Raw genomic sequence first — 25,613 nt, 5'->3', positions numbered from 1 at the left:
CAAACCAGAATAACTATACTTAGTACATTTAACTTAGCCTATTTATTTTATAAAGATTAAAGACGAATCATAGCCTTCAGAAGACAATAATTATTAAGGAAGTTTTATGCAGTTAAATCCTACAGAAAAAGATAAACTCTTACTATTTACCGCAGGCATGGTGGCGGAACGTCGTAAGAATCGTGGCGTCAAGCTTAATTACCCTGAGTCTATCGCTTATATCAGCATGCTCCTGATGGAAGGTGCGCGTGATGGCAAAACCGTGGCGCAACTGATGAGTGAAGGAGCCACTTATCTCTCTGCCGATGACGTCATGGAAGGCATTGCAGAGATGATACATGATGTCCAAGTTGAAGCCACTTTCCCCGATGGCACTAAGCTAGTGACAGTGCATAACCCTATCGTATAGCTTACTTGCTATAAAGCCGTATAAAACGATATTGAACAAGAGCCATTGCCATAAGACGATTAAGGATAATAAAAATGACGATGAAAGCAGGCGAATATAATATTAAAGCAGGCGATATGGCTTTGAACGCTGGTCGATATGTTCAAAACATAAAGGTAATCAATACCGGCGACCGCCCTATTCAAATCGGTTCTCACTATCACTTCTATGAAGTCAATGCAGCACTGATCTTTGATCGAGAGTCGACGCTTGGCTATCGACTCAATATCCTATCTGGTACTGCAGTACGCTTTGAGCCGGGCCAAGCACGAGAAGTTGAGCTAGTCGCTATCGCCGGTAAACAACACATTTATGGTTTTTCGGGCAAAGTTATGGGCGCTGTAGACCCTAAAACCTCTCAAAACACCTCGAAAAAACGCATTGACCGACGTATATATGCCGAGCATTTTGGCCCTACCACAGGGGACAAAGTACGCTTGGCAGATACAAATTTATGGCTTGAGGTCGAATATGACTTGACTAGTCACAGTGACCAACATACTTATAGCATCAGCATTGGTGAAGAGGTCAAATTTGGTGGCGGCAAGGTAATCCGCGACGGTATGGGTCAATCACAACTGCTGGGTGACCAAGTTGCCGATACTATTATTACCAATGCTTTGATTGTGGACTACAGTGGTATCTACAAGGCAGATGTCGCTATCACAGAGGGTCGTATCAGTGGCATTGGTAAAGCTGGCAATCCTGATATTCAGCCTAACGTGACGTTACCTATTGGCGCGGCTACCGAAATTATCGCAGGAGAAGGTAAAATCTTGACTGCTGGCGGTATCGATAGTCATATTCACTTCATTGCACCACAGCAATGTGAGACGGCATTGATGTCTGGTGTAACCACGATGTTAGGCGGTGGTACGGGACCTGCTGAAGGCACTCTTGCCACTACTTGTACGCCTGGTGCCTATCATATTCACAGCATGCTAAAAGCCACTGATGCTATTCCGATGAATATTGGATTCTTAGGTAAAGGCAATGTTAGTCTACCCGCCCCCATTGTAGAGCAAATCGAAGCAGGAGCTATCGGGCTTAAGCTTCATGAAGACTGGGGCTCCACGCCCAAAGCCATTGATAACTGCCTTAGCGTGGCCGAAGAATATGATGTGCAAGTGGCGATTCATACTGATACGTTAAATGAAAGCGGCTATTTAGATAGCACTCTCGGCGCGTTTAAAGACCGCTGTATTCACACCTTCCATACCGAAGGCGCTGGCGGCGGTCATGCCCCAGATATCTTAAAAGCTATTGGCGAAACCAACGTTTTACCCTCATCAACCAATCCAACGCGCCCTTTTACTATTAATACCATTGACGAGCATCTCGACATGCTTATGGTTTGTCACCACTTAAGCCCAGCCATTGCTGAAGATGTCGCTTTTGCAGAAAGCCGTATTCGTAAAGAAACCATTGCCGCCGAAGATATTTTACAAGACATGGGTGCCATCTCCATGATGAGTAGTGATTCGCAAGCGATGGGACGCGTGGGAGAAGTTATTATTCGCACGTGGCAAACGGCTGATAAAATGAAAGCCCAACGCGGTCATCTGGCTCCTGATCAATCAGCTAAAACTGAGCAAGCATTAGAAAATATCATGCTAAGTCCCACTGACTCTGATAGCAGCAATGATAATTTTCGTATCAAACGCTACCTCGCAAAATACACCATCAACCCTGCCATCACTCATGGCATTAGTGACGAAGTGGGATCCATTGAAATAGATAAATGGGCGGATTTAATTTTATGGTCGCCTGCATTTTTTGGCGTAAAGCCCGACCTTATCATTAAAGGCGGCTTGATTGCGGCAGCGTCCATGGGCGACCTCAATGCTTCCATTTCAACCCCGCAGCCTGTGCACTATCGCAGCATGTTTGGTAGCTTCCCCAAAACAGTGGCGCAGACTTGCATCACCTTTATGTCAAGCGCTGCGATAGACAAAGGCGTTGATAAGCAATTAGGACTAGAAAAAGTCATTAAAGCCGTACACAACATTCGTAAGATACGTAAACAAGACATGAAGTTTAATAGCTACTGTCCTAAGATGGAGGTTAACCCTGAGACTTATGAAGTGTACGCAGATGGTGAGCTGCTGACCTGTGAGCCTGCCGACTATCTACCGATGGCACAGCGCTATTTTTTGTTCTAGCTGCTTTTTATTGTCGTGCTGATAATCTACCATCAGCTGTCAACCATCTACTTTAACGGACTATAAACATAATTATGAACATTTATACGCAACGTCTTGATCTATCAACCCTCAGCGCTGAACAACAAGCGATTATTGATAGGCAAAAACAGGCAGAAAACTTTTTATATTTAGATTTCGATACCCGTCAACGTAGCCGTTTTAAAGCAGAAACACAGCATCAAGAATCCATTGGTGTTGATTTGCCACGTACGGAAACCATTAAGAATGACAGTGTGCTAGCAGACCATCAAGGCAATTTAATACAGATTATGGCTGCCAAGCAGGGATTAATCGAAGTGACTGCCGATAATGATTTTGACCTTATGAAAGGCGCTTACCATTTAGGCAACCGCCATGTTCCTTTAATGCTGACACCTAATGCACTCTACTTTGAGCCTGACCATGTTTTAGAAGCGATGTTACATCAACTTGGCCTATATACCCAAGCCGTACAAGCGCCATTTGAGCCAGAAACGGGTGCGTATAAAGGTGAGCACGGCGGACATTCTCACTCTCATAGCCACAATCGTGATCATAGTCATAGCCATGCACATAGCGATAACCATCAGCACAATCACTCTGACGCTCACAGCCATAGCCATAGCCGTAATCATGAGCATAATCATGACTAATCATGCCACACACTCCCAGCATCCTGCCAGTACAACACAAGGTATAAATGATCTGAATAATACAGAGGTAACTGGACGTTTGCTCATGCTGGCGTCAAGCAACCTACCTATTGGCAGTTATACCTACTCGCAAGGCATAGAGCCTGCTATCGAATCAGGGCTCATTCACGACGAAAGCAGTGGTTTAGCGTTTATGAGTGACTATTTGGAGCTGGCATTATGTCGTTATGAGCTACCGCTACTGGCACTCATGATAGAGGCACTTATGATTAATGATGTGGCGCTGACTGATGCTTTAGGTGCCGATTATCACGCTAGCCGCGAAACCAAAGAGTTTGTCTATGAGTCAAGTCAATTGGCACTGTCTTTATCCGCATGGCTAGATAATGTTCTTGAGCTCAACGTGCCTGATAGCTTACTCGCTCATGGATTTTTGCCACTGTTTGCCCATGTCAGCTCGCACTGGCAACTTAAGCCTGTACAAGCCATCACCACCTATGCCTTTGGTCAAATTGAAAATATGGTGCTGGCTGCGGTCAAAACCGTACCGCTTGGACAAATGGCAGGACAGCGCATCATTTGGCAGCTGCAACAGTTATTAAGTCAGCAAATACAGCCACTGGCTGCTAACGTCCAGCAAAAATTTTCGCACGTTCAACATATGGCGTTAATGACTGATTGCTCTGATATAACAACATTTAAGCTAAATCTTCTCTATCAACAGCTACATATGTCCGCCAACCTACCAAATTTAGCCATACTGTCTTGTCAGCATGAAAGGCAATACAGCCGCCTATTTCGCTCTTAATCGTTAATAAACACAACTCTCATCAAGGAACTTTATTTATGGCACTAACACCCAAAGTCGAAAGCAAACATTCAGACACGACCTTGTCTCCCCTACGCCTAGGTATTGGCGGTCCCGTTGGCTCAGGAAAAACGGCATTGACGCTGAGACTATGTCAACGCCTGCGCGATGACATCAATATGGCCGTGGTAACTAATGATATTTATACCAAAGAAGACTCTGAATTTTTAACCCGTCATGAGGCGATGCCCGCTGAGCGCATTCGCGGTGTTGAAACCGGTGGCTGCCCGCATACTGCCATCCGTGAAGATGCCTCAATTAACTTATCTGCCATCGCCGAATTACAGCAGCAATTTGCAGGTCTTGAGCTTATTATCATCGAGTCTGGTGGTGATAATTTGGCAGCGACTTTTAGCCCTGAATTATCCGACTTGACGCTATATGTCATTGATGTCTCGGCAGGCGATAAAATTCCTCGTAAAGGCGGCCCTGGTATCATGAAATCGGACTTGCTCATTATCAATAAAACCGACCTTGCCCCTTTCGTAGGCGCCTCACTTGAGGTTATGGCGCATGATGCCAAAAAAATGCGCGGTGATAAGCCTGTGGTATTTAGTAACATGAAAACAGGCGAAGGTCTTGATGACATTGTTGCTTTTATCTTAGATAAAGGCATGTTAAGTGTGGCGTAGAATGCCTTAGGTGATAGCATCAATAAGTACTCTACAAACCGCTGATGGATCAGTGGATTATCAGTCAGTTTTTATATCGATTTGTTTATTTATTAAGGATTTATCATGACAACAGACACAGCCAAAACGATGACACGCAAAAATATCTTCCAAAAAACCACCATAATCAGTGGCTTAGCACTGTTATCATTGCTACCAACACTCGCGTTTGCTCACCCTGGGCATGGCTTGATGGCAGCAGATGGCTCATTTAGCCTTTCAATATTGTCTGGTATATTACACCCTTTGACTGGGTTCGACCATCTGATGTTAGCGCTGGGCATGGGCATGCTATTTACTCAAATGCACAGCTTTAAAAAAGGCTTTGTAGCACTGTTAATTGGTCTAGTAACAGGATTTGTACTGAGTTTAAGTGTGAGCTTGAACAGCCTGTTTATTGAATACGGCATTCTACTCTCTATCGTACTACTGACCATGGCACTTATGAGCCGCTACTTTAATGTGGCATTGAATCAAAGCCACGAGATGTCCGTCAAAACCGTGTATAAATTCTTAGTCATTGGCTTTGGTGCGCTTGCTATGTTCCACGGTGCAGCTCATGCAATCGAAGTTCCTGCAAACAGTAATACCGCTGGCTTCTTTACGGGTATGATTGTTGCCATGCTAGGTCTATATACTATCGGCAAAGGATTTGCCACTTATCTAAACACTCACCTGCAAGACAGTTTGATTATTCAACGTGTTATAGCTGTTGTCGGTTTATGCGGTGTGCTGTTAGGGTAACTTTATTAATTTATACACAGAGTTGTTTAACACGGTAGTAAGTTGAAGGGGCTGGCTGTGCAGCGATCTATCATAACAATGAGTATTGATGCCATACTTACCAAAATGCACGCAGGTGACATTATATAAATTGCCTTATGCCCCTGAGCTTATGACAGCTCTTAAAGAAACTCTTAAAGAAATAAGGCCGCTCAAGCGACCGCTTAGCTCACAGCAGGATTGGCATTCAAAAGGGTTTGGGCTATAAGAAGCTTTAGATAATAAGTAAAAATGGTCATCAGAAAAAAAGGACAAATTAATGTCCTTTTTTTGGCTTTTGGTTTACTTAATGCTTACCAGCTAAAGCCCATACCCATGCCACCAGAGTTCTCATCTTTTGTGAAAGCACCACCGAGACTAAAGCTGGTATTGGGATTAATGACACGCTGATACCCCAATGAGACCGCTTGCTCGGAGCCCTGAAAACCTGCACCCACGCCTATGCGGTTCTTACCTTGTAAACCTGACGTGCTGGTTGCCATGTTTAACATCGCAGCACTCATCGCACCTTGACGATCAAAACGATCATCAATTTCCTTAAAGCGCTGTCCATTGTCTTGCAGATAATTGTGAATAGAGTCATTTAGAGCATTAAATTTAGTATCGGCATAAGTGTTCGAGGTTTCGATAGCGCTTGTTTTTGCGTCTTGTAACTGACTGACATTGACTGCGTCATTATCAGCGGTACCATTAGCAACATTGATAATCTGACGCTGGTTAAGATCCGAACCAACCGACACTGTGTTTTCACGGTTAGAGCTAGAGTCATTGCCGAGTACCACGGCGTTTTTTGCAGTAGTATTAACATTATTGCCGAGCACAAAAGTATTGTCGCCAGACACGGTATTATTATTGCCCATACTATAGCTGTTATTGCCACTGACCGTACTTAGATCGCCAATCGCACCTGAATGATTTCCAGTCGCTTTATTACCAGTGCCAATGCTGATAGCTTGCTCGCCGATTGCTTGAGCACCATCTCCCATTGCAATAGATTGCTTACCCTGCGCCGCCGCGTTAGCGCCTAAAGCCATTGCGTTGTCTCCACTAGCAATCGCTTCTGCAGACTCACCACCATTGATGCTTAGGTATTTATGCTGTGCAGCAATCTCCTGTTTAACGCTCAATACCTGATCATTCGTATAACTTTGTGACGATGCTAGAGTCTCAGTTGCTTTGCCATCGGTGTAGCCTTTGGAGGCGGTTAAAGTCTCAGTTGCTTTACCATCGGTGTAGCCTTTGGAGGCGGTTAAAGTCTCAGTTGCTTTACCATCGGTGTAGCCTTTGGAGGCGGTTAAAGTCTCGGTTGCTTTGCCGTCGGTATAGCCTTTTGAGGCGGTTAAAGTTTCGGTTGCTTTATCGTCGGTATAGCCTTTGGAGGCAGTTAAGGTTTCAGTCGCTTTGCCATCGGTGTAACCTTTTGAGGCAGTTAAAGTTTCAGTTGCTTTGCCATCGGTGTAACCTTTCGATGCGGTTAAAGTTTCAGTTGCTTTGTCGTCGGTGTAACCTTTCGATGCGGTTAAAGTTTCAGTTGCTTTGTCGTCGGTGTAACCTTTCGATGCGGTTAAAGTTTCAGTTGCTTTGTCGTCGGTGTATCGTTTATTTACCGCATCTGTATCATTTATTGCATCTGCCACGTTAGTGATACGTTTTTCGAAACCCTTGCTACCAACTGAAATCGTATCTCTTTCATCTGCAATGGAGAAACTACCGATGGCCGTTGCGCCTGTCGCAGTGGCTTGGCTATTACTGCCAAACACGCTGCTGTCTGTACCTGATGCGGTATTCTGATAACCAACTGCAACACTGTAGTCACCCTCTGATGTATTTTCAAAACCGATGGCACTACTGTCTTCACCTGATGCTGTATTATTATAACCGACGGCACTGCTATTTACATTCGAGGCGGTATTTTTATAGCCAATTGCACTGCTATTTATGTTCGATGCCGTGTTGTTATAACCAAATGCACTACTATAACCCTCTGAGGCGATATTATTAGATCCTACCGCACTACTATTGATACGCGATGCGGTATTGTTATAACCAACGGCACTACTGTACTTAACTGATGCTTCATTATTAGCACCTAACGCACTACTATAATCACCTGATGCTACATTAGTATAACCAACCGCACTGCTATAACCACCCGAAGACTTATTGAAAAATCCCACTGCATTGCTAGAGTTACCTGTTGCTTCATTTGCATGACCTAGCGCACTAGTCGCTTCATTAGAAGCTTTATTGTCAATACCTAAGGCACTACTATTAATACCGTCTGCTACATTATTTATTCCACAGGCTACTGCAATGACACCTGTTGCCGTACTTCCTCCAGAAACAGGATCCGTTACGCATACCACGCCTGCCCACACTGTCGAGCCACTGATCGCTGCGATACTGAAGGCAAGCCCTTTTAGAGTCAACATCTTATAGTCATTTGAACGAGCTATCAGGGCGATAGTGCCAGTCGTGCCGCTGGTCTTACCAGCGCTCTTAGTATTCTCAGATACCACCACTATACAACCTAGTGATTGACTCCAAATCTTTTTAAATACTTTATTCATAGCTCGCTCCATAAGTCCAAAAACTAATCGTCGATAAAATCAAGGCTATCTATGTCACTTACTATGCCACTTACATTAACCATGCTCATAAATGACAACTGTCATTTATTAAAGCACAAAGCTAACATACCTGTATATTTATATTAAAGGATATTTAATCTTCAGGACTGTCTTAGATAAGCAAAATAATCTGGGATAGTTTTATGGGAAAAGAGCGTTATGAGCAAAATTCGCCCACCCAAACGCTCACTGCACAGTGAGTATAACGATTGTTATATCGGTAAGAGTGAGCGCGTCTGGTAGGATTGCAAGTGCCGTTATGGCACTCGCAAGGTCTGGCAGCAGATCAACCTGATGGCGTATCTAAGGAGATTTGGAGTGGCATAGAGAATGTTGAACAAGTAACCCTTGAGTGCATAGACTTATTTCATAACCCAAACAATCCACCTAAATGATTCACTCACGTAAATCATCCACGACTGCCAACATAGCCACTAATGAAGCTTCCCCTAATTTCATAGAGCGCTCTGGTGACCAACCCGTATCCGCATCGGGGACATTATTGTTGTCTATAAATGGCATCTCCAAGGTATTGGCAAGGCAGTCAAAACGTTCGGCAACCCAGTGAGTGGCAAGCGTCATGTTCGCAGTACCCGGTGCATCAACGTCATAGCCCTCTTCCGTCTGAAAGTCGGCACTGGCGATCTTTAACACTTCTGAAAATCTATCGCGTAGACGTGCGAGGCGGTCGCTATAATTTGGCGTACCCTGCGAGCCAGCAAGGAACACAAAAGGTATTTCTTCATCACCGTGCACATCATAAAATAGATCAACACCCGTCTCTTCCATTTTATTAATGACATGAAAGACTTCTGGGCTGGTTTCCAAACTTGGATTTGACCAAGCACGGTTTAGGTTAGTACCAACTGCGTTGGTACGCAAATGACCTCTCACGCTGCCATCTGGGTTCATATTGGGCACGATGTAAAAGTTAGCTTTATCTAATAATAATTTACCCGTGGCATTATCACCATCTAACAGGCTATGCAATAGACCATCGACCAACCATTCAGCCATCGTCTCACCGGGATGTTGACGTGCCGTAATCCAAATATTGCGTTTAGGCGCATCGTTATTGCTAGCGCCATCACTAATTTTGACTAAGGTTAAATCGCGCTTATCAAGGGTCTCCCCTAAATGCTCTAACGTCACTAATGGATGCATTTGCACCGCTGCTAATAAATCTTGATGACGCTCATCACTGTAAGGGGCAAAAAAAGCAATTTGAATGGTTTCACATTCCAACTCTGCCGTTATGGTTAAATTTCCGTCTTTATAAGAGGTGGGTAGACGAAACCAATAGTCACGATCGTACGAGGCAACTGCTTGGTAATTCTCCCACCCTGCAGGGAATGCTGCATCCCCTGCATTCATAATATTGAGCACATATTGCTCGCCAACTTGACCTGTCATGCGAAAATTAAACCACTGAAAAAACTCGCCACCGACGTCCGGACGAATAGCCAATTGGATATTTTTTTTATCTTCTAAATTAATAACCTCAATATTACCAGCATCGAAATTAGCAGTGATATGCATAAATTTTCCTTAATTGTTTTTTAGATATCTTAGTGAGTATCTGTAAAGTACCTGAGCATAAACGATTAAAAACAAGCAGGATAGAGACGCTAACAAATCATCTTAAAAAATAGTAAAAATGATTAATGATTGTAGCATCGCTGCTTTTTTAATTAAAAGAACATAAAAACATTCCAAACACTATGACAGACATAGCATTAGCCAATTTTTTATATTTATCACATTACTGAATGAATGTGTCAGATATTGGATATTATAGCTCATGATCCTATATAGCACTGTTGTCTATAGCTACAAAAGCCATTCAACTGGTAGCCACCCTACTACTGTCAATATAATGTTAAGCAGGGCACTTTGTCCAGGCTCCGAGACGCTCATCGATCCAGTATAGGAATCGATCCAGACAAGCCTTCCATTACGCTGCTCTACTCGCCAAGTAAGACCAACTATGCCCTCGTCAAATGCTTTGTGCAGTTTCTGTGCCATCTGTTCACTGTGGATCATTAAACCCATTTCAGTATTGAGAGCAGCCGAACGGGGGTCAAAATTGAACGAGCCAATAAAAATGCGCTTTCCATCTACCGCAAAGGTTTTCGCGTGAAGACTGGCTTTTGACGATCTGAACGCTCCTAGATGGTCAGCGTGTATACCAGACGCAGCTTGGCTACGTAGCTCAAAAAGGCTGACGCCATTTTCAAGCATGGCCTTGCTTTGTTGTTATTTTATTAGCTAGCGAGCTGAAGCTTTTTTACGTTACCCATAAGTGCGCTAAGATTTTTCTCAAGCTTACTTTTTTCTAGCTTCATTCTAACGACAACCTTAATAATCTCATCAGCTATCTCTTTATTGCCTTCAGCCACTGCCTGCTGCAATGCTAGGCCTTCACGCATAATAGCAACCCTTAAAGGCTCGATCTTATAAATAATACGGTTGATAGATTTATGCAGATCCGACTGTCTATAGCACTCTTTTACCTTAGATGATTTATATAAGAGACTGTTTTTATCACTTTTTGCGCGGGCTAACGTCTCGATATAATCAGCCGCTATCTTGTCAGCATAATCATCTTGAATACCAATCTCTAAAATATTTTTTACTAATATGATATCGATTTTTTCTAATTCAGTTTCTTTAATGGCACTTTTTAACATTTCAAACAGTCCTTCGTAAATGTTGGGATTAGGGATGAATTAAGTGGTTATCGCATATAAAAAGCAAAGCCATCGGCGTCACTATAATTAGCACGTGGATTCGTTGTTTGCGCACTCTTATATTCACACTCGTATAAAAGTTACTTTCACAACCATGCCAATCAATTCGTAATTGAGGTCACTCAAGAATATTTACATAATGATACACTTATGTTCATTTTAACCTAAGAGTACAAGTGTACACAATAGACATTCAACCCTTTTGATACAAAGGTTATGAAAAGCGGCTATCAAACCGCCATAGATTGATATTTATTCTGAGAATAGTACTGTTGAGATCTATCAAAATAATGAGGGTAAATAACTCCCTCATTATTAGGAATTGTTTAATGACGCGTGGGTGGTTGCTGGACATATCTAAAATAGATTGATGGAATATTTACAAAGAAATGAGTGAGCTACTTTTGCTAAGAAGGAAAAATCACTGGCTCATCGCCATCTTGCCAAGGTTGAAACTTGGTCATGGCTTGTATAAATAATGGATGCGCAAGCCAGTTTTTTAGCCATATTTGCAGCTTCGGATAAGGCAAACTGTAAAAAACGTCGCGATCTACATGAGCAAATTGGCGGACAAATGGCATAATACCGATATCGGCAATGGTCACACTGTCTCCTAGCAAATAAGTATTTTTAGTAAGCAGTGCTTCTAAAATCTGTAGAAATGCTTCACCTTTTTGCCGATATTCTGTTTGGGTCATTTCAAGATGACGGTCAGCATATTTATAGCGATCTAGCCAATGCTTAAACTCCTGATCGTTTTGCTCAATTAACGTATTACCTTGATGCAAAGTCTTAATGTTCAACAGCTCTTGTAGATCTTGCTGTTCAAGCGCCCACTCCATTATTTCCTGACTCTCTTCAATCACAACACCATCAGCGAGCTGTAAAACGGGCACGGTGCCTTTTGGGCTAATCGCTAGCATGTGCGCAGGCTTATTTTTTAGCGTTATCTCCCGTAGCTCTACTGGCAACTCGGCAAACAACAGACCGAGACGCGCGCGCATGGCATAAGGACAGCGACGAAAAGAGTAAAAACAAGAAAGGGAGTAAGCAGTCATATATTTTTTCACAGTTAAAACGAGATCAGTAGGCTTAGAGTCACTGACATCAAGAGTCATTTAGTTTCGTTACTGATCTCTATTAAGGGTTGTAAAATTAATACTTCAAAGCATTGAATAAAGCCAGTATCATAGCGGCATTGGAAAACCCTTACCTTATTTATTATAAACAAAAGGAAGATATAGTGTCTCAGGCTCAGACAACTATCACAGAAACACCTAATCTCACAAAAGATCAGAACTCTGTATTAAAGATTCTTACGATCATGGGTTATTTAGAAGGTACGTCCTTCTTATTATTACTTTGCATCGCCATGCCGCTAAAATATATGATGGGTATTGCAGAAGCGGTCACCTACATAGGGATGGCTCATGGCGGATTGTTCATCGCGTATATTTTAATGCTGTTGATAGCCACCACCAAAATCAAAATGCCGCTTTGGGCGATGCCAGCAGGGGTACTCGGATCCTTTTTGCCCCTTGGTCCGTTTATATTCGATCATTTATTAAAAAAGAGCTTGAATAAAAAGTTTAAAACCCCTTCAAAGCAATGTCAAATGACTTACTGAATATGACGAACATTGGTGATTTTAAGATATAGCGCTATTTAAGCGCTGGACGGTATGTATTAATGACTGATCATGATGGCTGATTATAGTTATTCGTCAGTCATTAATTTCCCATAAAAACTATCCACTCACTGCGACTGGCACTTTACGAATCAGCCATAAAAAGTACGCACCGCCAATGATAGCCGCAATCGTACCCGCAGGCAGCTCATAAGGGAAAATGACATAACGCCCAATCCAGTCTGCTATTACCATCACCCCTGCGCCTAACAAAGCCGCTAATGGCAATTGGCGCTCAAGCCTTACCGCACCGAGTGACGTCGCCAAATGTGGCACCATTAGACCAATGAAACTCAATGGCCCAACCGCAAGCGTACTGGCAGTACTTAGCGCCGCCACCAACACCAATAACGCGAGTGTCACTGGTGTCACTGCCACCCCTAAATTACGAGCGACTCCCGTACCCAAACCAAGCACTCTTAAGGGTTTGATAAGCAGTAAGCTGAGGGCAAATAAAATGAGGGCAATGCCGATAAGATACCACACCGTGCTAGGCTGAGCGCTATAAGTGGTTCCAGACAACCAGCTAAGCATCGCCTCTAAACGAGGATCACCAGACAGCTTGACCATGTGCATCACCCCATCCATCATCGCGGCAATACCGATACCGACCAGTAATAGATAGCCAGAACTTACCTTACGTGCTAGCCAAATAACAAGCAATAACACAGCCATCGCTCCTGATAATCCTGAGATTAATAAAGTACCAGCTCCGGCAGATAGCCCTAAGCTTGGTAGCAGTAAAAACCCTAAGATAACCCCAAGCGCCGCGCCCGAGCTCACACCCAATACTTCTGGACTTGCCATCGGATTGCGGGTGAGCGTTTGCAATAACACACCAGCGATGGCCAACATCAGACCCGTTGCCGCTGCGCTCAAACTGCGCGGTAGCCGATACTGCTGGGTGATCGCCCAATCGGTACTTAGTCCCCAGCCACTGACGTCTTGGACAAAAACACAGGCAACTATAATTATCATTACCACGCCAAGACCCCAGCGCCACCATGACACAGGTGCATGCTTGCCCGTTAGCATCGGGGTTACTGTTTCTATCCGCTCACGGCGCTGACGCAAAATCAGCCAAATAATCAGTGGTGCACCGAGAATACCCGTCATCGCCCCTGCTGGAATTTGCATATTTAGTATGGGTTCGAGTAATAAAGCAACATTGCTAGTCAGCCATAAAAGCAGCGCCCCTAAGACAAAGGCTGCAAGCAGACGTTTGCTAATAGAAGCGACTCCCAACGCATTGACCAGACTGGCAGCGCCAAGACCGATAAAACCGATTAGACCAACTTCGCTAACCACCAAAGCGGTAACGACCGCCACAATAAGCACCACCAATGCACGAATACCGTTAATCGGCACGCCCAAGCGTTTGGCTTGTGAGTCATCGAGACTCATCAAGGTTAATGGTTTTAACAAGGGTAGACAGACAACCGCCATCACGACGGCCGTTATCGCTAGCATCGTACTGGTATGCCAGCTATTCTGTGCCAAAAATCCCGCCGCCCACGACAGCATACCATTACTACGTTCAGCAAAAAACAACACCAAAACATTGGCAATGGCGGCAAGTAGAATGTTTACCACTAAGCCCGCCAATATTAAAATGAGCGGATTAAAACGACTGGGTGCTGACAATACAAAGACCAGTCCCATACTAATAAGCGCACCGACAAAGGCCACATAAAGTCCGCCATAAATCGCTAAGCTTGGCAAAAACAAGGTCACAATGAGCATGGCCAATTGTGCACCAACGCCGACGCCCAATGTGGTGTCTGACGCTAATGGGTTTTTGACCAATTGCTGTAGCAAAATACTGACAACCCCAAGCAGACCACCTGCCAATAGCGCCACTATGCTGGTCGCCACTATATGCAGCTGCGTCGCAAGACTGATAATATCCAATTGTGAGCTTGGAATAAACAAATCACTGATCGGGCGTGTCCACTCCTGAGCGATTAATGCCCACGTGCTCCATACTGACAACACCACAAGGATAATCATTACTGCCCAGATGCGCCATGTATCTGCAAATACCGAAGGTGATTTCCGAGGTAATTTTGGTGCTGGATTGGGAGGTTTTTGCATGAGCTTGGAGTGTTGCTCTGATGGTGTTTTCAATGTGGGCGACTGAGACGCTGCAAGTGAAGTCATAGGTTTGACATAATCAGTAGTATTATTGGTATGAGAGTGATGAGTCTGTGCGGCAGTATTGATAGTCATGATGCTGCCCCACCTTTTAATGTCACTGTTGATAAATTATTTGCCAAGCCGACCAGTGACGACATGCCACCATAAATCCATATGGTTGGCAGCTCACCCACGCAGCGCTCGTCGCCATAGCCTAGACGCTGCCAAACCAAACTGTCTTTAATCTCAGCTCGGGTTATCGGGCTTAAAGGATCGATGATTAATAGGCAGGTCTCATTATCCAATTGAGCCAAGTCGCCCATTCGAATAGGGACAAACCCCCATTGATTGCCTTTGCCTAATACATCCAGCTCTCTGCCCATCTCTTTTAGCACGGGCTGAAACAAACTATTTTCAACATACATACGCATGTTATTAGCATCAGCAAACTGCACAATGGCAAATCTCTTTACTTTTGGATAGCGCTGCTGCAGACGCTCACTTGCCAGTTTGATATCTGTCTGACTTTTTTTAATATAGCTTTCAGCCAAAGCTGGTTCATCAATTAGCTGTCCCAACTGACGAGTCGGCTCAGTATAATCTGCCCAAGTTGCAGTATCACCTTTAGCGGCGAACATGACCGACTCAGAAGGCACATCTCCATAGAGATTGCGGGCATGCTCATAAAAGAAGTTATCGACGACCAAATCGACAGGCAATTGGGCAACCAATTCCGCATTAGGCTGATAGCGAATGCCCAAATCAATGATTGAGGTTGGTAATTCAGGCGTACCTACCCATCTGTCCCACACCCTCACATCACCCGTCGCTATCGGGGGGTAACCCATGGCGGTCAAGGTTGCCGCATTGCCCCAATCAGGTGAGACTATATTGATGTTAGCGTTATCTGCATTGCCCACTTGAGCGTCTTTTTGTGACGTTATTGGTTGGTGACAGGCCGTCAGCACGGTGGTCAGTGTTAAGCTTGCTATAAGCGCCAACCACTTATATTTACTGATAGTGATAGTGATATTTGAGCCAGCTTTTATACAAGGTTTTATGAAAGGTTTTATGGCTATTAAAGAGAACAGAGATTTATAAAGAACAGGAAACATAGCGGCCTATCTTTTGCGCGAATAAGAGAAAATAAGAAATGAAAAAGATGAGGCAAATACTAGGGCATGCCCTCATTTTAAAAACGGTCATAAAAATTTAACCCTTTTTAGCCTACTTATTCATTTTCGTTCAGATTGATGATATGCCCTACTAGGCAACGGCGACTGGCTGCCCCGTTATAGGATGACTAAGCAGCTGCATATCGACGTTAAAAATCTTGTGCAATACTGTCGGTTGCATGGTGCTGCCGATATCACCATTATGGCAAATACGACCGTTTTTTAAGGCGATAACTCGATCCGCATACTGCGCGGCCAAATTAATATCATGCAAAATAATCACCACACTCAAGCCCTGCTCATCCACCAAACGACGGATAAGCTGGATAACTTCAAGCTGATAGTGCATATCAAGCGCAGCTAATGGCTCATCAAGTAATAAATATCTGGTGTCTTGTGCCAGACACATAGCAAGCCAAACGCGAGCACGCTCACCACCTGAAAGCGTGGCCGTAATGCGGTCAGCGAACGCCTCTGTTTGGGTGATGCGCATGGCTTCTATTACTTTATCTTTGTCCATTTGGTTGGGCTTTTGCAGCCATTTTTGATGTGGATAACGTCCTAGCATGACCAGCTCACGTACTGAAAACCCAGCGGCTTCTGGTAGTTGCTGTGGCAAATATGCCATTTGTCGCGCCAGCGCTTTGCTACTGTAATCACTGATACGGCGCTCATCCAAGCTGATGCTACCGCCACTACTCATCATCTCGCCTGCCAACGCTTTGATTAAAGTCGATTTTCCTGAACCATTATGTCCAACCAAAGCGACTAATTGGTTGCTATCAATCTCACAGCTTACATTGTCTAGTAAGGTATTTCCTTGGCGACTGATGGTCAATTGGTTTGCACGTAACATATCGGTACTCATCATTAATTTAAATCGTTGTGTATATATTGGACAGCCAATAAAAACCGATTTTACTCGTAAACGATAATAAAAACAATTATCATTAACTTAAAATACCATTCTTTTCATTCCCGTTCGCTGTTGCTTGTAAGTATATATACGACCGATTTTCTTTTATCTGTGACAAGTAACCCTTAAATACAAGCCTAATTCTTTATCACCTTAATCATTTTTGAACTCGCACAAACCATTACTCATATTAATGAGTTGAGATAAGCTGATTGGGTTTTTAGTCGCTTTTATTTCTTTAACCACCGAAGAGCTGTCGAATACCGACGTCAGTAACGACTATCTATGTCGAAGCAATGGCTGTACAAGTATTATTGAAAGACACAAAAAAACGTCTGCTCAATCTCTTGAACAAACGTTTTTAATCTCATGTACAGCGCCTACTACACAACTTAGCGAGCTGCAAACCCGATAAGTTTTTCTCAAACAGCAAGCATATAAAAAGTTTGCGTTGAAAGCGCAAGCTGAGAGACAAATCCAGTCTTTAAGCAACACTCACAGCGGGCAAAGCACTGTCTGGCTCGTCACTGGGCGTGATATTGCGATGATTGATGAAGTGAAGCGCCTTTTGTTTGATAGCATTTATATTGTAATCGGCAAGCTCGGCATGCAGAGTGACCACATCACCCATGATAAGTAAAGCAGGTGTCGGTAGCTTGGCGGTGGCTTGCAATTCAGCGATGCTGGCAAGCGTACCGATAAGCAATTGCTGCGTAGGTAGACTGGTATGACTGATAATAGCAAAAGGAGTTTCACTGTCTCGACCAGCCTCTATCAAGCCTTTCGTCATCTCATGTAGACGGTGTAAGCCCATATAAAAAACAACCGTTTGGGTAGTATCAAGCAATTCTTTATAATCGTTATTCGGCGCGCCAGATTTTTTGCAAGCAGTGATGAACTTAACCGATTGCGCATGATCACGGTGCGTTAGTGGAATCGCTGCGCGGCTTGCAGCAGCGCTGGCAGCCGTAATACCCGGAATAGATTCAAAATAAATACCATGACGTACCACCTCTTGCAGCTCTTCACCACCGCGTCCAAAAATAAAAGGGTCACCACCTTTTAGCCTCACCACCGTTTTACCTGCCAGCGCGTGTTTGACCAATAGCTCGTTAATGCTCTGTTGTGATAAGGCATGATTGGCGCGGCGCTTACCGACGAATATTTTTTCGGCCGTGCTCGCGCACATATCCAAAACATCTTCGGATACTAAACTGTCATATAACACTACTTCTGCGCGCTGCATCACTCGCCATGCTTTTAAGGTTAATAACTCAGGATCACCAGAGCCTGCGCCGACCAAATATACCATGCCTTTTTTATGAGAATTTTTAGCATTTTCTATACAGTTTTGCCCTGCCAAGTCAGATGTTGGGCTGTTTGCAATAAGGACAGATAAATCAATCATGACGATAGTTCCTAATGACAGTATAAATACAGAAAACCATGTAATAAAAATAAGGTTATTCGATAGAAATCGACCGACCAGATAAGCGCTCAGGCTCGGCTAACCTGTGTTAACACAGTGCAACTAATTCTACATAACAAGTTGCAAGCGACGTGCCATCCCATCATTTAAGCTTGCGCCAATGAGGCGTATTCTGCGATTAATGCGTTGATTTGCCCCACGCAAGACCCACAATTAGTACCTGCGCGGCACTGCTTACCCACTGCCGTTGCACTAGTACAACCATGCTCCGTGATAGCGTTAAGAATGGCATTTTTTCCAACCGACATGCAAGAGCACACCAATGCTCCTGGATCAACATAACCACTGGCAGGTCGCCCCGCTAACAACCATTTGTATCGTTGCTTGGCAGGTATCTGGCTAGTATCCGTAAAGCAGCTATCGAGCCAGCGTACACTCGGTAATTGGTTTTGCATTGGGGCAATATAGACTGCCATTATCAGTTGTGCGCTAGAGCTTTTACCATCGGACACTTGACGGTTGATAACAGGGCTATCTGCTCCTACCTTAGACTCAGTTTGGGTCACAATAAAACGCAATTGATTCTGCACATTATCGACAGTAAACGCCGTATGCATGACACCCTCTTGAGAGCTGGGCGGTGATAATGATTGCATAGAGGTCATAAACTGCTGCCAAAACTCGGGGCACGCTAAGGTACTGCTAGACTCCATCATCGGGCTAGCGAGAGTAATCAAGACGCTGTTACTTTGATGACTCAAGCTCCAAGTAAGTGCAGGTAATGCCTCTGGCACAATATTATTTGAACGTGCTTCGCATTTTGTTTCAGATAATTCTTTCTCTGATACTTTGGCAGAAAAATTGGCCAAAATAGTACGTAATTGCACTATAACAGCGTCTTGCCACTCAGGATGCACCAAAATCTTGCCAAATGATTGCATAGGAACAGGCGTGACGCTAATGGCTGAATTTTTGAGCTCTGGCTGCCCTGAATATGGATCGACCACTGTTGGAATAAGTGGGCCAACTCGGGCAAAGCTAGCAAAAGCATTGCTCCAATGCATGGGCATAAATGCATCACCAACGCGCAACGTATCGCTAATGACAACTTGCGCCATTACGGTACTCGCTGGCTTGTTATTATCCTTAGCCGTACTCATCGCGGTATCACTGACTATGCCATCACTGGTCACGCCGTTCTCATAACTTTCATGCTTTCCATGGTTTTCATACCTGCGATGCAGTTGCACAAAATCATTATCTTGAACGCCAAGCTGCCGTGCATCATTAGCGTGTATGGTCAGTGTGGGTAGTGGCTGATGTTGATTTAATTGCGGTGCAAGGCCAGTACGAGTCATGGTATGCCACTGATCGCGAAGCCTGCCCGTAATCAGGCGTAAATGGATCGCTTGGCTCTCAAGTTGAGTATGATGATCAGATTTATGTTCAAAGGATGCTCGATTCTCACCAATCAGTTGAGGTTTTTGCCTTTTTTGCCTTCTTTGACGTCGATGCACATTGGCTATGCTCGCTTCACTAGAGGGCGTAATAGCGATTAACTGTGACTTAGTAACAGTAGCAGCGGGATTATTGACCTCATTTTCTAAATATTTTATATTATTAATCATGGAGATACGCGTACCACCCCATTGAAATGGCAACAGCTCTTCGTATGCTTGTTGACTGAGTGCGATTGGGGTATGTATTGGATTGCCGTTCTGATTAATATGCTGGCTAATATGTTGTTGAAGTTGTTGAGCAGGTTTATCGGCTGGTACCTCATCTGTCATTAAAGCAGACAAGTATTCGCTAAGATTCAGGTAGCGAGGGTAATTTTTATTAGAGTGAGATGGGCTTTGGTTATGCGTATTACCATAAGCGGTCAATGCCACATGCTCATTGAATATCTCGCTTGGATGTTGGTAATCAAACCCTGTTAATCCCATGCGTGTGGCAACTTGAGACAGTATCCACCAATCTGGTTTGGCAATCCCTGCTGCAGGTGTTAATGTCCGCTGCCGAGAGATACGCCGTTCAGAATTGGTAACCGTTCCAGATTTTTCACCCCACCCCTGGGCAGGCAGTACAATATCGGCACACTTCACCGTGTCACTATCTACCGAGCAATCAGAGACAATCACTAAATCACATTCAGCAAGCGCTTGGCGAAAATTATCCGCATCTGGCAAACTGACCACAGGGTTGGTGGCCATAATCCAAATGGCCTTGATACGACCATCTAATATGGCAGCGGCAGCATCGCAGGCTTTGACACCCACGTTTGGGGAGATAGGTTGAGGCGACTGCCAAAAGTCTGCCACAAGCTGACGATGATCGGCATTTTCTAATTCTAAATGAGCCGCCAACAGATTAGCAAGAGCGCCTACTTCTCGTCCGCCCATCGCATTAGGCTGTCCAGTGAGTGAAAACGGACTGGCCCCTACTTTGCCTACACGCCCTGTGAACAGATGGGTATTAATAATGGCATTGACCTTATCAGTCCCACTTTTTGACTGATTGACCCCCATACTAAAGGCAGTGACTGTTTTATCAGTGGCGGCAACGCATTTATAGAACTGGCGGATACTATACGCAGACACTTGACAAGCACTGGCGACTTTATCAACACTCCAAGCTTTAGCCGCATTCACCGCATCATCAACGCCCAAGCTTTGGCTAATATATTCATCATTTTGGCAACCTTGCTGATCTAGGTAGTGCAGCAACCCATTATATAAATGTGTATCCGTGCCTGCAGCAATCGGTAAATGTAGGTCAGCAAACTCACAAGAGTCGGTACGGCGCGGGTCTATCACAATAAGTTTTTTATTGGGATTGGATTTTTTGGCTGCTAAAAATCGACCAAACAAAATAGGATGGCACCACGCCATATTGGAGCCTACCAGTACCAATAAATCACAAACCTCTAAATCCTCGTAATTACCCGGCACAAGATCTGCGCCAAACGCGCGTTTGTGCCCGGCTACTGCAGATGACATACACAGCCGAGAGTTCGAATCGATGTTGTTATTACCGATAAACCCTTTTATAAATTTGTTAGCGACGTAATAGTCTTCAGTCAGTAACTGGCCTGAGACATAAAACATAATACTGTCTCGCCCGTGTTTGGCGATAGTGTCATTTAAACGACTGGCCACGTCATCTAAAACGGTGTCCCAGTCTGTCTGCTCTATAAGTGGCTTGTCAGATTTACGTTTGGCATTGAAATCATTACCCAATTGCATAGGCTGATGCTGTTGCATGACTGCGTGCTTATTTTGATAATATGGCTCGGTCAAGCGGCGCGCAGTGCCCAGTGTTTGCGCCAATGCACTCCCTTTGGAGCACAATTTACCAAAGTTAGCCGGATGCTCAGGATCTCCTTTGACGCTCAGCACCTCTGTTGCATTCACGCTCGCTAAAACACCACACCCCACGCCGCAATAAGGGCACGTCGTGCGGATAGTAGTGATAGAGCTATCAATCAAATCACAATTAGATAACAACGGTGCTTTTTTGATATTTTTGGCAGCACTTACATCATGTGTTTCAATGACGCGGTCTGTTGTTTTTTGCGTGCTATTAGGTAGATTGTTTGACTTATTAGTTGATACTACTTTGCTTGCAACAGATTGATTGGCAATAGCGTCATTCATAATGCATCCTCTAACAGTTCAGCCGCTTTATGATGATCGACGTTCCTGTCTGTCTCATTAAATTCTATATCTACTTCCGTAGTTGGCGAATTGCTTGGCATTATTTCATCCAAATGACAATATGCTTCGCCAAATATGAGTGTGTCTTTGATGGACGTAATATCAACGTTATCTATAATTAACTGACTATAAAAGCTGCCATCGCTTGTATCGCCATAAAGCACAGCGCCAATGAGTTTGTTTTCTTTGAGGTACAGACAATGATAATGGTTTAAGGCAGGCTGACGGTATACCAGGGTCTCAACAGTATCAGCGGCTTCGTCATCAAAAGCGATTTGCCCTGCAGAAAATGCCGACATACCAGATACTTTCAATTTTAATGACAATGGTTTACTTACAAAAGGAACCCAGTGGTCTGGCACGGTGGCTTTACTATCTGCCATATTTGTATCGTTTTCTATCAAAGCCTCTTTTAAAACCGTGACCAACGTATCTACTTGCTGATTGACCGGAGCCACCATTCCAAATAGCTCGCCCTCTCGCTCTATACACTCACCAATGGCATAAACATTGGGACAACTGGTGTGCATAAAACCATCGACCACAATACCGCGATTAACCTCAAGCCCGCTTTGCTTAGCAAGCGCTGTATTGGGTATCACGCCTACTGCCATCACGATAAAATCAGCCGCTAGCATGCGCCCGTCCTTTAAAGACAATCCGCATACTTCTCCTGCATCATTCATCTCAATGGCCTCAGTATGGGCAGAAACCGCGAGACCAACCCCTCGGCGACTGAGCTCAGCTTGCAAAAGCTCGGCGGCTGGCAGGTCTAGCTGACGATTGAGTACATAACCATCCATATGAATGACCGTCATACTCGCGCCCTGTGCCGCCAACGCGCAGGCAGCTTCCAATCCCAGTACGCCACCACCAATCACCAACCCCGTTTTTCCTTGACGGGCATAGTCCATCAGAGCGGTCACATCGGCAAGGTCTCGAAACACATGCACGCCCTTAGCCGTGTAATTGGGGAACGGAATGACTCGGGCAGTTGACCCTGTGGCCATTACTAACTTGGCATAGTTGAATGTTTGCCCATCATCTAGCTCAATACACTGGCACTTGGTATCTATTGTCTCTACCGCAACCCCAGCCAGTACGGTGATACCTAGCTGCTCATACTCTGAGTTGTCATATAAATAAGTATCTTCAAATGCTGTGTCGCCAGCCAATACGGGTGATAACATAATTCGGTTATAGCCCACGTGCGGCTCTTTACTGATTAACGTAATTGGCAAACGGGCGGTGTCATCATTTGATTGCGTACGGGCAAGCTCAATGGCAAAGCGACTGCCTGCCATGCCCGCCCCGATAATAACGATGCCAGCGTTTTTTTGATGACCTGATGCTAAGGCGTGATTGTTGGTATGAGTATCTACCGTAGTGGCGGCTTGCGATATAGATAACGACATAAACAGTAAGTCCCTTAGCCGCGCGGAGCAGCATTGAATGCAAAACAACGTGTCATGAAAAGTATGCCAACAATAATAAAATGATGACAAACTCTATGAAGCAAATGCCATGCCATACCAGTAGAGGGTTACGCTTAATGAGTGGTTCTGGGTCGCGGCTGTGTGCCTTATTATCGGGGTTAAAATCTTGTAAAAACTCGCCAATGGCTTGATAGCGCGCGTTAGTATTGACATGCAGCGCACGCATGAGTGCCTGTTGGCTGGCATCAGGTACGTTCTGTTGCCGTAGCGGCTGCGCGGGCATCATTAGTGTTTGGTTTGGCATCATTAGTGTTTGGGTATTAAATGGCAATTGCCCCGTCAGCAATTCATAGCCAATCACTGCAATCGAGAACAAGTCAGAATGCACGCCTTTTGGTGCATCGGTGTAATATTCTGGTGCAGCATAGTGCAAATCACCATTTGGTGGTCGGGTGCTGTCTTTTAAGATAGAGGAGCTGGCGGAACCAAAATCAATCAGTTTAACGGCGCCAGATTTGGTTAAAAGGATGTTTTCGGGTTTGATGTCTTGATGCAACAGATAGTTGCGATGCATGACTCGAACCGCCATGCCAATTTTGGTGAGTAAATCAAAGGTTTGCCACACATCACAAGGCGCATGACGATCCATAAAGTCCCGTAAACTCTCACCAGCGATATATTCAGTCAAATGATATAAGTATGTGGTACTTGCTGGCACCGGATAGTATCGCAGCAGCCCCGACTCACTGAGGCCAGAACCCACACTATGACCGATATTGTTGGATGCAGGATTGATAGGTAATCGATTGGGGTCAGCTTGATTGTAAGCCGACTCGCCTGCGCGGCGATGTTTTGATAGGCTCAAACCAATTTTGCGTTCTTTTAAGAAATCACGCAGATAGTGACCATCGGCAACAGAGTCTAAACTGGGCGATTTTAAAACAAAGTCGCGGTTGTATTCATCTTGTACCCAGTACACGTGACTGCGAGCTGTGCGGGCAATGATACCAATCACAGTAAAGCCATCAATATGATCGCCTATCTGTAAATCGGTTGGCAGCTGGTAGCGATTCACATCACGTATGACTGTATCCAGATTATCAAAGTCAATACCATCAAAATGACCAATACCTTTAGAACCATTTATAGAAGTAAAATGGGTTGACCGTGTGTTCATACTCAGCATGACCATGCTTAGATTGTCATGACTACCTGCACTAAAGGCTTGCTCGCACACGGCTTGACTGGTGTTAAACCCTAGCGGTAATTTGTGTGTGGTGGCCATCAACTGAAATATATCAGTCGCACTGCTGCACAGCTCAAATTGCAACTCTGTGGGCTCTATATGCTCATACACCCCATCCGTCATAATGGCCAAACACTCGTTTTGATGAAGGGTAAATACCGATTGTTGTAGCTCTAACTGGCTATCTGCGCCGATAGCTGCGGCAAGCGCTCCTTTGTCTTGGCCGCGGTGCACGCGGTGATCTTTGCTCAATACTGTCAGACAATCTACCCCAACGCGGTATATTCGAGAGTCGCCTGTATGGAACAGGTGAATACGGTCACCAATACAGAGCAAGCCTGATAACGTAGATAACAACGGCGGCACCCGTTGATACGCTTGAGGAAAATATAAGATGTCGTTGGCTTTGTTGACTGCTGTTTTGATGATGCTAGCGACTTGATCATCGTCAAAACTGATGGATGGCGACTCATCTTGTGAGTGTGCCAACTCGGTCAACCCCAATGTGATTTTGTGGGCAATAGTATTGACCACTAGTCGACTTGCCTGTTTTGGAAACTGGCAAGCACTGACCCCATCTGCCATCAACACCAATAATGGCGCTGATGAGGACGGGTGAGATCTTGCTTGAGATATTGAGCGATTGGCACTAGATGATTCTTCACCTGAACATTGATAGGGCAAGCAGGTGGTAATAAGTAAACTGTCTTGATTTTCCGTCTTGCGACCTGCCATAGTGAAAAAATCAAGCCACCATAATGCAGTACTAGCATCATCAATATCCTTACTGTCACCAGTCTCATCAATAGCGTGGCTATCAATGCTCTGGCTGACATCATTGGCAACAAACTGACCTGAGCCTATTGGAGATGACGGATTGCCTGTA

The 25,613-nt window shown here is 44.5% G+C and carries 19 protein-coding genes; 7 read left to right on the top strand and 12 right to left on the bottom strand.

Annotated elements, in window-relative coordinates; genetic code table 11:
* Window positions 1-106: 106 nt before the first annotated feature.
* The 6 genes from ureA to Q6344_06525 all read left to right on the top strand — a co-directional run bounded on the left by ureA (window position 107) and on the right by Q6344_06525 (window position 5,567).
* Complete coding sequence (gene ureA / locus Q6344_06550; GenBank protein ID WLG14986.1) at window positions 107-409, top strand: urease subunit gamma; 303 nt, start codon at window positions 107-109, stop codon at window positions 407-409.
* A gap of 74 nt (window positions 410-483) precedes the next feature.
* A complete protein-coding gene (gene ureC / locus Q6344_06545; protein ID WLG14985.1) occupies window positions 484-2,610 on the top strand; it encodes an urease subunit alpha in 2,127 nt (708 codons plus the stop codon).
* Window positions 2,611-2,684: 74 nt separating this feature from the next.
* A complete protein-coding gene (gene ureE / locus Q6344_06540; protein ID WLG14984.1) occupies window positions 2,685-3,284 on the top strand; it encodes an urease accessory protein UreE in 600 nt (199 codons plus the stop codon).
* A complete protein-coding gene (locus Q6344_06535; protein ID WLG14983.1) occupies window positions 3,277-4,092 on the top strand; it encodes an urease accessory UreF family protein in 816 nt (271 codons plus the stop codon). Before ureE ends, Q6344_06535 begins: the two co-directional genes overlap by 8 nt.
* 38 nt (window positions 4,093-4,130) lie before the next feature.
* On the top strand, window positions 4,131-4,784 hold the full coding sequence (gene ureG / locus Q6344_06530) for an urease accessory protein UreG (protein ID WLG14982.1): 654 nt from the start codon (window positions 4,131-4,133) through the stop codon (window positions 4,782-4,784).
* Window positions 4,785-4,889: 105 nt separating this feature from the next.
* A complete protein-coding gene (locus Q6344_06525; protein WLG14981.1) occupies window positions 4,890-5,567 on the top strand; it encodes a HupE/UreJ family protein in 678 nt (225 codons plus the stop codon).
* Window positions 5,568-5,899: 332 nt separating this feature from the next.
* Here the strand turns inward: Q6344_06525 and Q6344_06520 are convergent, their stop codons facing one another.
* From Q6344_06520 to Q6344_06500, 5 genes are all read right to left on the bottom strand, one after another.
* Window positions 5,900-8,176: an ESPR-type extended signal peptide-containing protein gene (locus tag Q6344_06520; protein ID WLG14980.1), complete on the bottom strand. Its 2,277-nt coding sequence runs from the start codon at window positions 8,174-8,176 to the stop codon at window positions 5,900-5,902.
* Window positions 8,177-8,632: 456 nt separating this feature from the next.
* The gene (locus Q6344_06515) at window positions 8,633-9,775 is read right to left on the bottom strand and encodes a M14-type cytosolic carboxypeptidase (GenBank protein ID WLG14979.1); all 1,143 of its coding nucleotides are present in this window, start codon (window positions 9,773-9,775) and stop codon (window positions 8,633-8,635) included.
* A gap of 291 nt (window positions 9,776-10,066) precedes the next feature.
* On the bottom strand, window positions 10,067-10,477 hold the full coding sequence (locus tag Q6344_06510) for a phospholipase D-like domain-containing protein (GenBank protein ID WLG14978.1): 411 nt from the start codon (window positions 10,475-10,477) through the stop codon (window positions 10,067-10,069).
* Between the two features lie 23 nt (window positions 10,478-10,500).
* Entirely contained in the window at window positions 10,501-10,926 is a 426-nt protein-coding gene (locus Q6344_06505; GenBank protein ID WLG14977.1) for a hypothetical protein, read from the bottom strand.
* A 467-nt stretch (window positions 10,927-11,393) separates the two neighbouring features.
* Window positions 11,394-12,044 (bottom strand): glutathione S-transferase, encoded by a 651-nt coding sequence (locus Q6344_06500; protein WLG14976.1) that lies wholly within the window; start codon window positions 12,042-12,044, stop codon window positions 11,394-11,396.
* Window positions 12,045-12,310: 266 nt separating this feature from the next.
* Between Q6344_06500 and Q6344_06495 the strand changes: the two genes are divergently transcribed.
* A complete protein-coding gene (locus tag Q6344_06495; protein ID WLG15165.1) occupies window positions 12,311-12,613 on the top strand; it encodes a DUF3817 domain-containing protein in 303 nt (100 codons plus the stop codon).
* Between the two features lie 120 nt (window positions 12,614-12,733).
* Here the strand turns inward: Q6344_06495 and fhuB are convergent, their stop codons facing one another.
* The 7 genes from fhuB to Q6344_06460 form a co-directional block, all read right to left on the bottom strand.
* Window positions 12,734-14,902: a Fe(3+)-hydroxamate ABC transporter permease FhuB gene (gene fhuB, locus Q6344_06490; GenBank protein WLG14975.1), complete on the bottom strand. Its 2,169-nt coding sequence runs from the start codon at window positions 14,900-14,902 to the stop codon at window positions 12,734-12,736.
* The gene (locus Q6344_06485) at window positions 14,899-15,924 is read right to left on the bottom strand and encodes an ABC transporter substrate-binding protein (protein ID WLG14974.1); all 1,026 of its coding nucleotides are present in this window, start codon (window positions 15,922-15,924) and stop codon (window positions 14,899-14,901) included. Before Q6344_06485 ends, fhuB begins: the two co-directional genes overlap by 4 nt.
* A gap of 151 nt (window positions 15,925-16,075) precedes the next feature.
* A complete protein-coding gene (locus tag Q6344_06480) occupies window positions 16,076-16,840 on the bottom strand; it encodes an ABC transporter ATP-binding protein (protein WLG14973.1) in 765 nt (254 codons plus the stop codon).
* Window positions 16,841-17,384: 544 nt separating this feature from the next.
* On the bottom strand, window positions 17,385-18,308 hold the full coding sequence (gene cobA / locus Q6344_06475) for a uroporphyrinogen-III C-methyltransferase (GenBank protein WLG14972.1): 924 nt from the start codon (window positions 18,306-18,308) through the stop codon (window positions 17,385-17,387).
* 167 nt (window positions 18,309-18,475) lie between these two features.
* A complete protein-coding gene (locus tag Q6344_06470; protein ID WLG14971.1) occupies window positions 18,476-21,985 on the bottom strand; it encodes a nitrate reductase in 3,510 nt (1,169 codons plus the stop codon).
* A complete protein-coding gene (locus Q6344_06465) occupies window positions 21,982-23,460 on the bottom strand; it encodes an FAD-dependent oxidoreductase (GenBank protein WLG14970.1) in 1,479 nt (492 codons plus the stop codon). Before Q6344_06465 ends, Q6344_06470 begins: the two co-directional genes overlap by 4 nt.
* Before the next feature lie 52 nt (window positions 23,461-23,512).
* Window positions 23,513-25,462, bottom strand: a complete 1,950-nt coding sequence (locus Q6344_06460) for a protein kinase (GenBank protein ID WLG15164.1) — start codon at window positions 25,460-25,462, stop codon at window positions 23,513-23,515.
* Window positions 25,463-25,613: the final 151 nt, after the last annotated feature.

Origin of the sequence: Psychrobacter cibarius (assembly GCA_030686115.1) — a bacterium.
GTDB classification, from domain to species: domain Bacteria; phylum Pseudomonadota; class Gammaproteobacteria; order Pseudomonadales; family Moraxellaceae; genus Psychrobacter; species Psychrobacter cibarius_C.
Note: the sequence above shows the minus strand (reverse complement) of the source record. Positions and strands in the feature narration are given on the sequence as shown.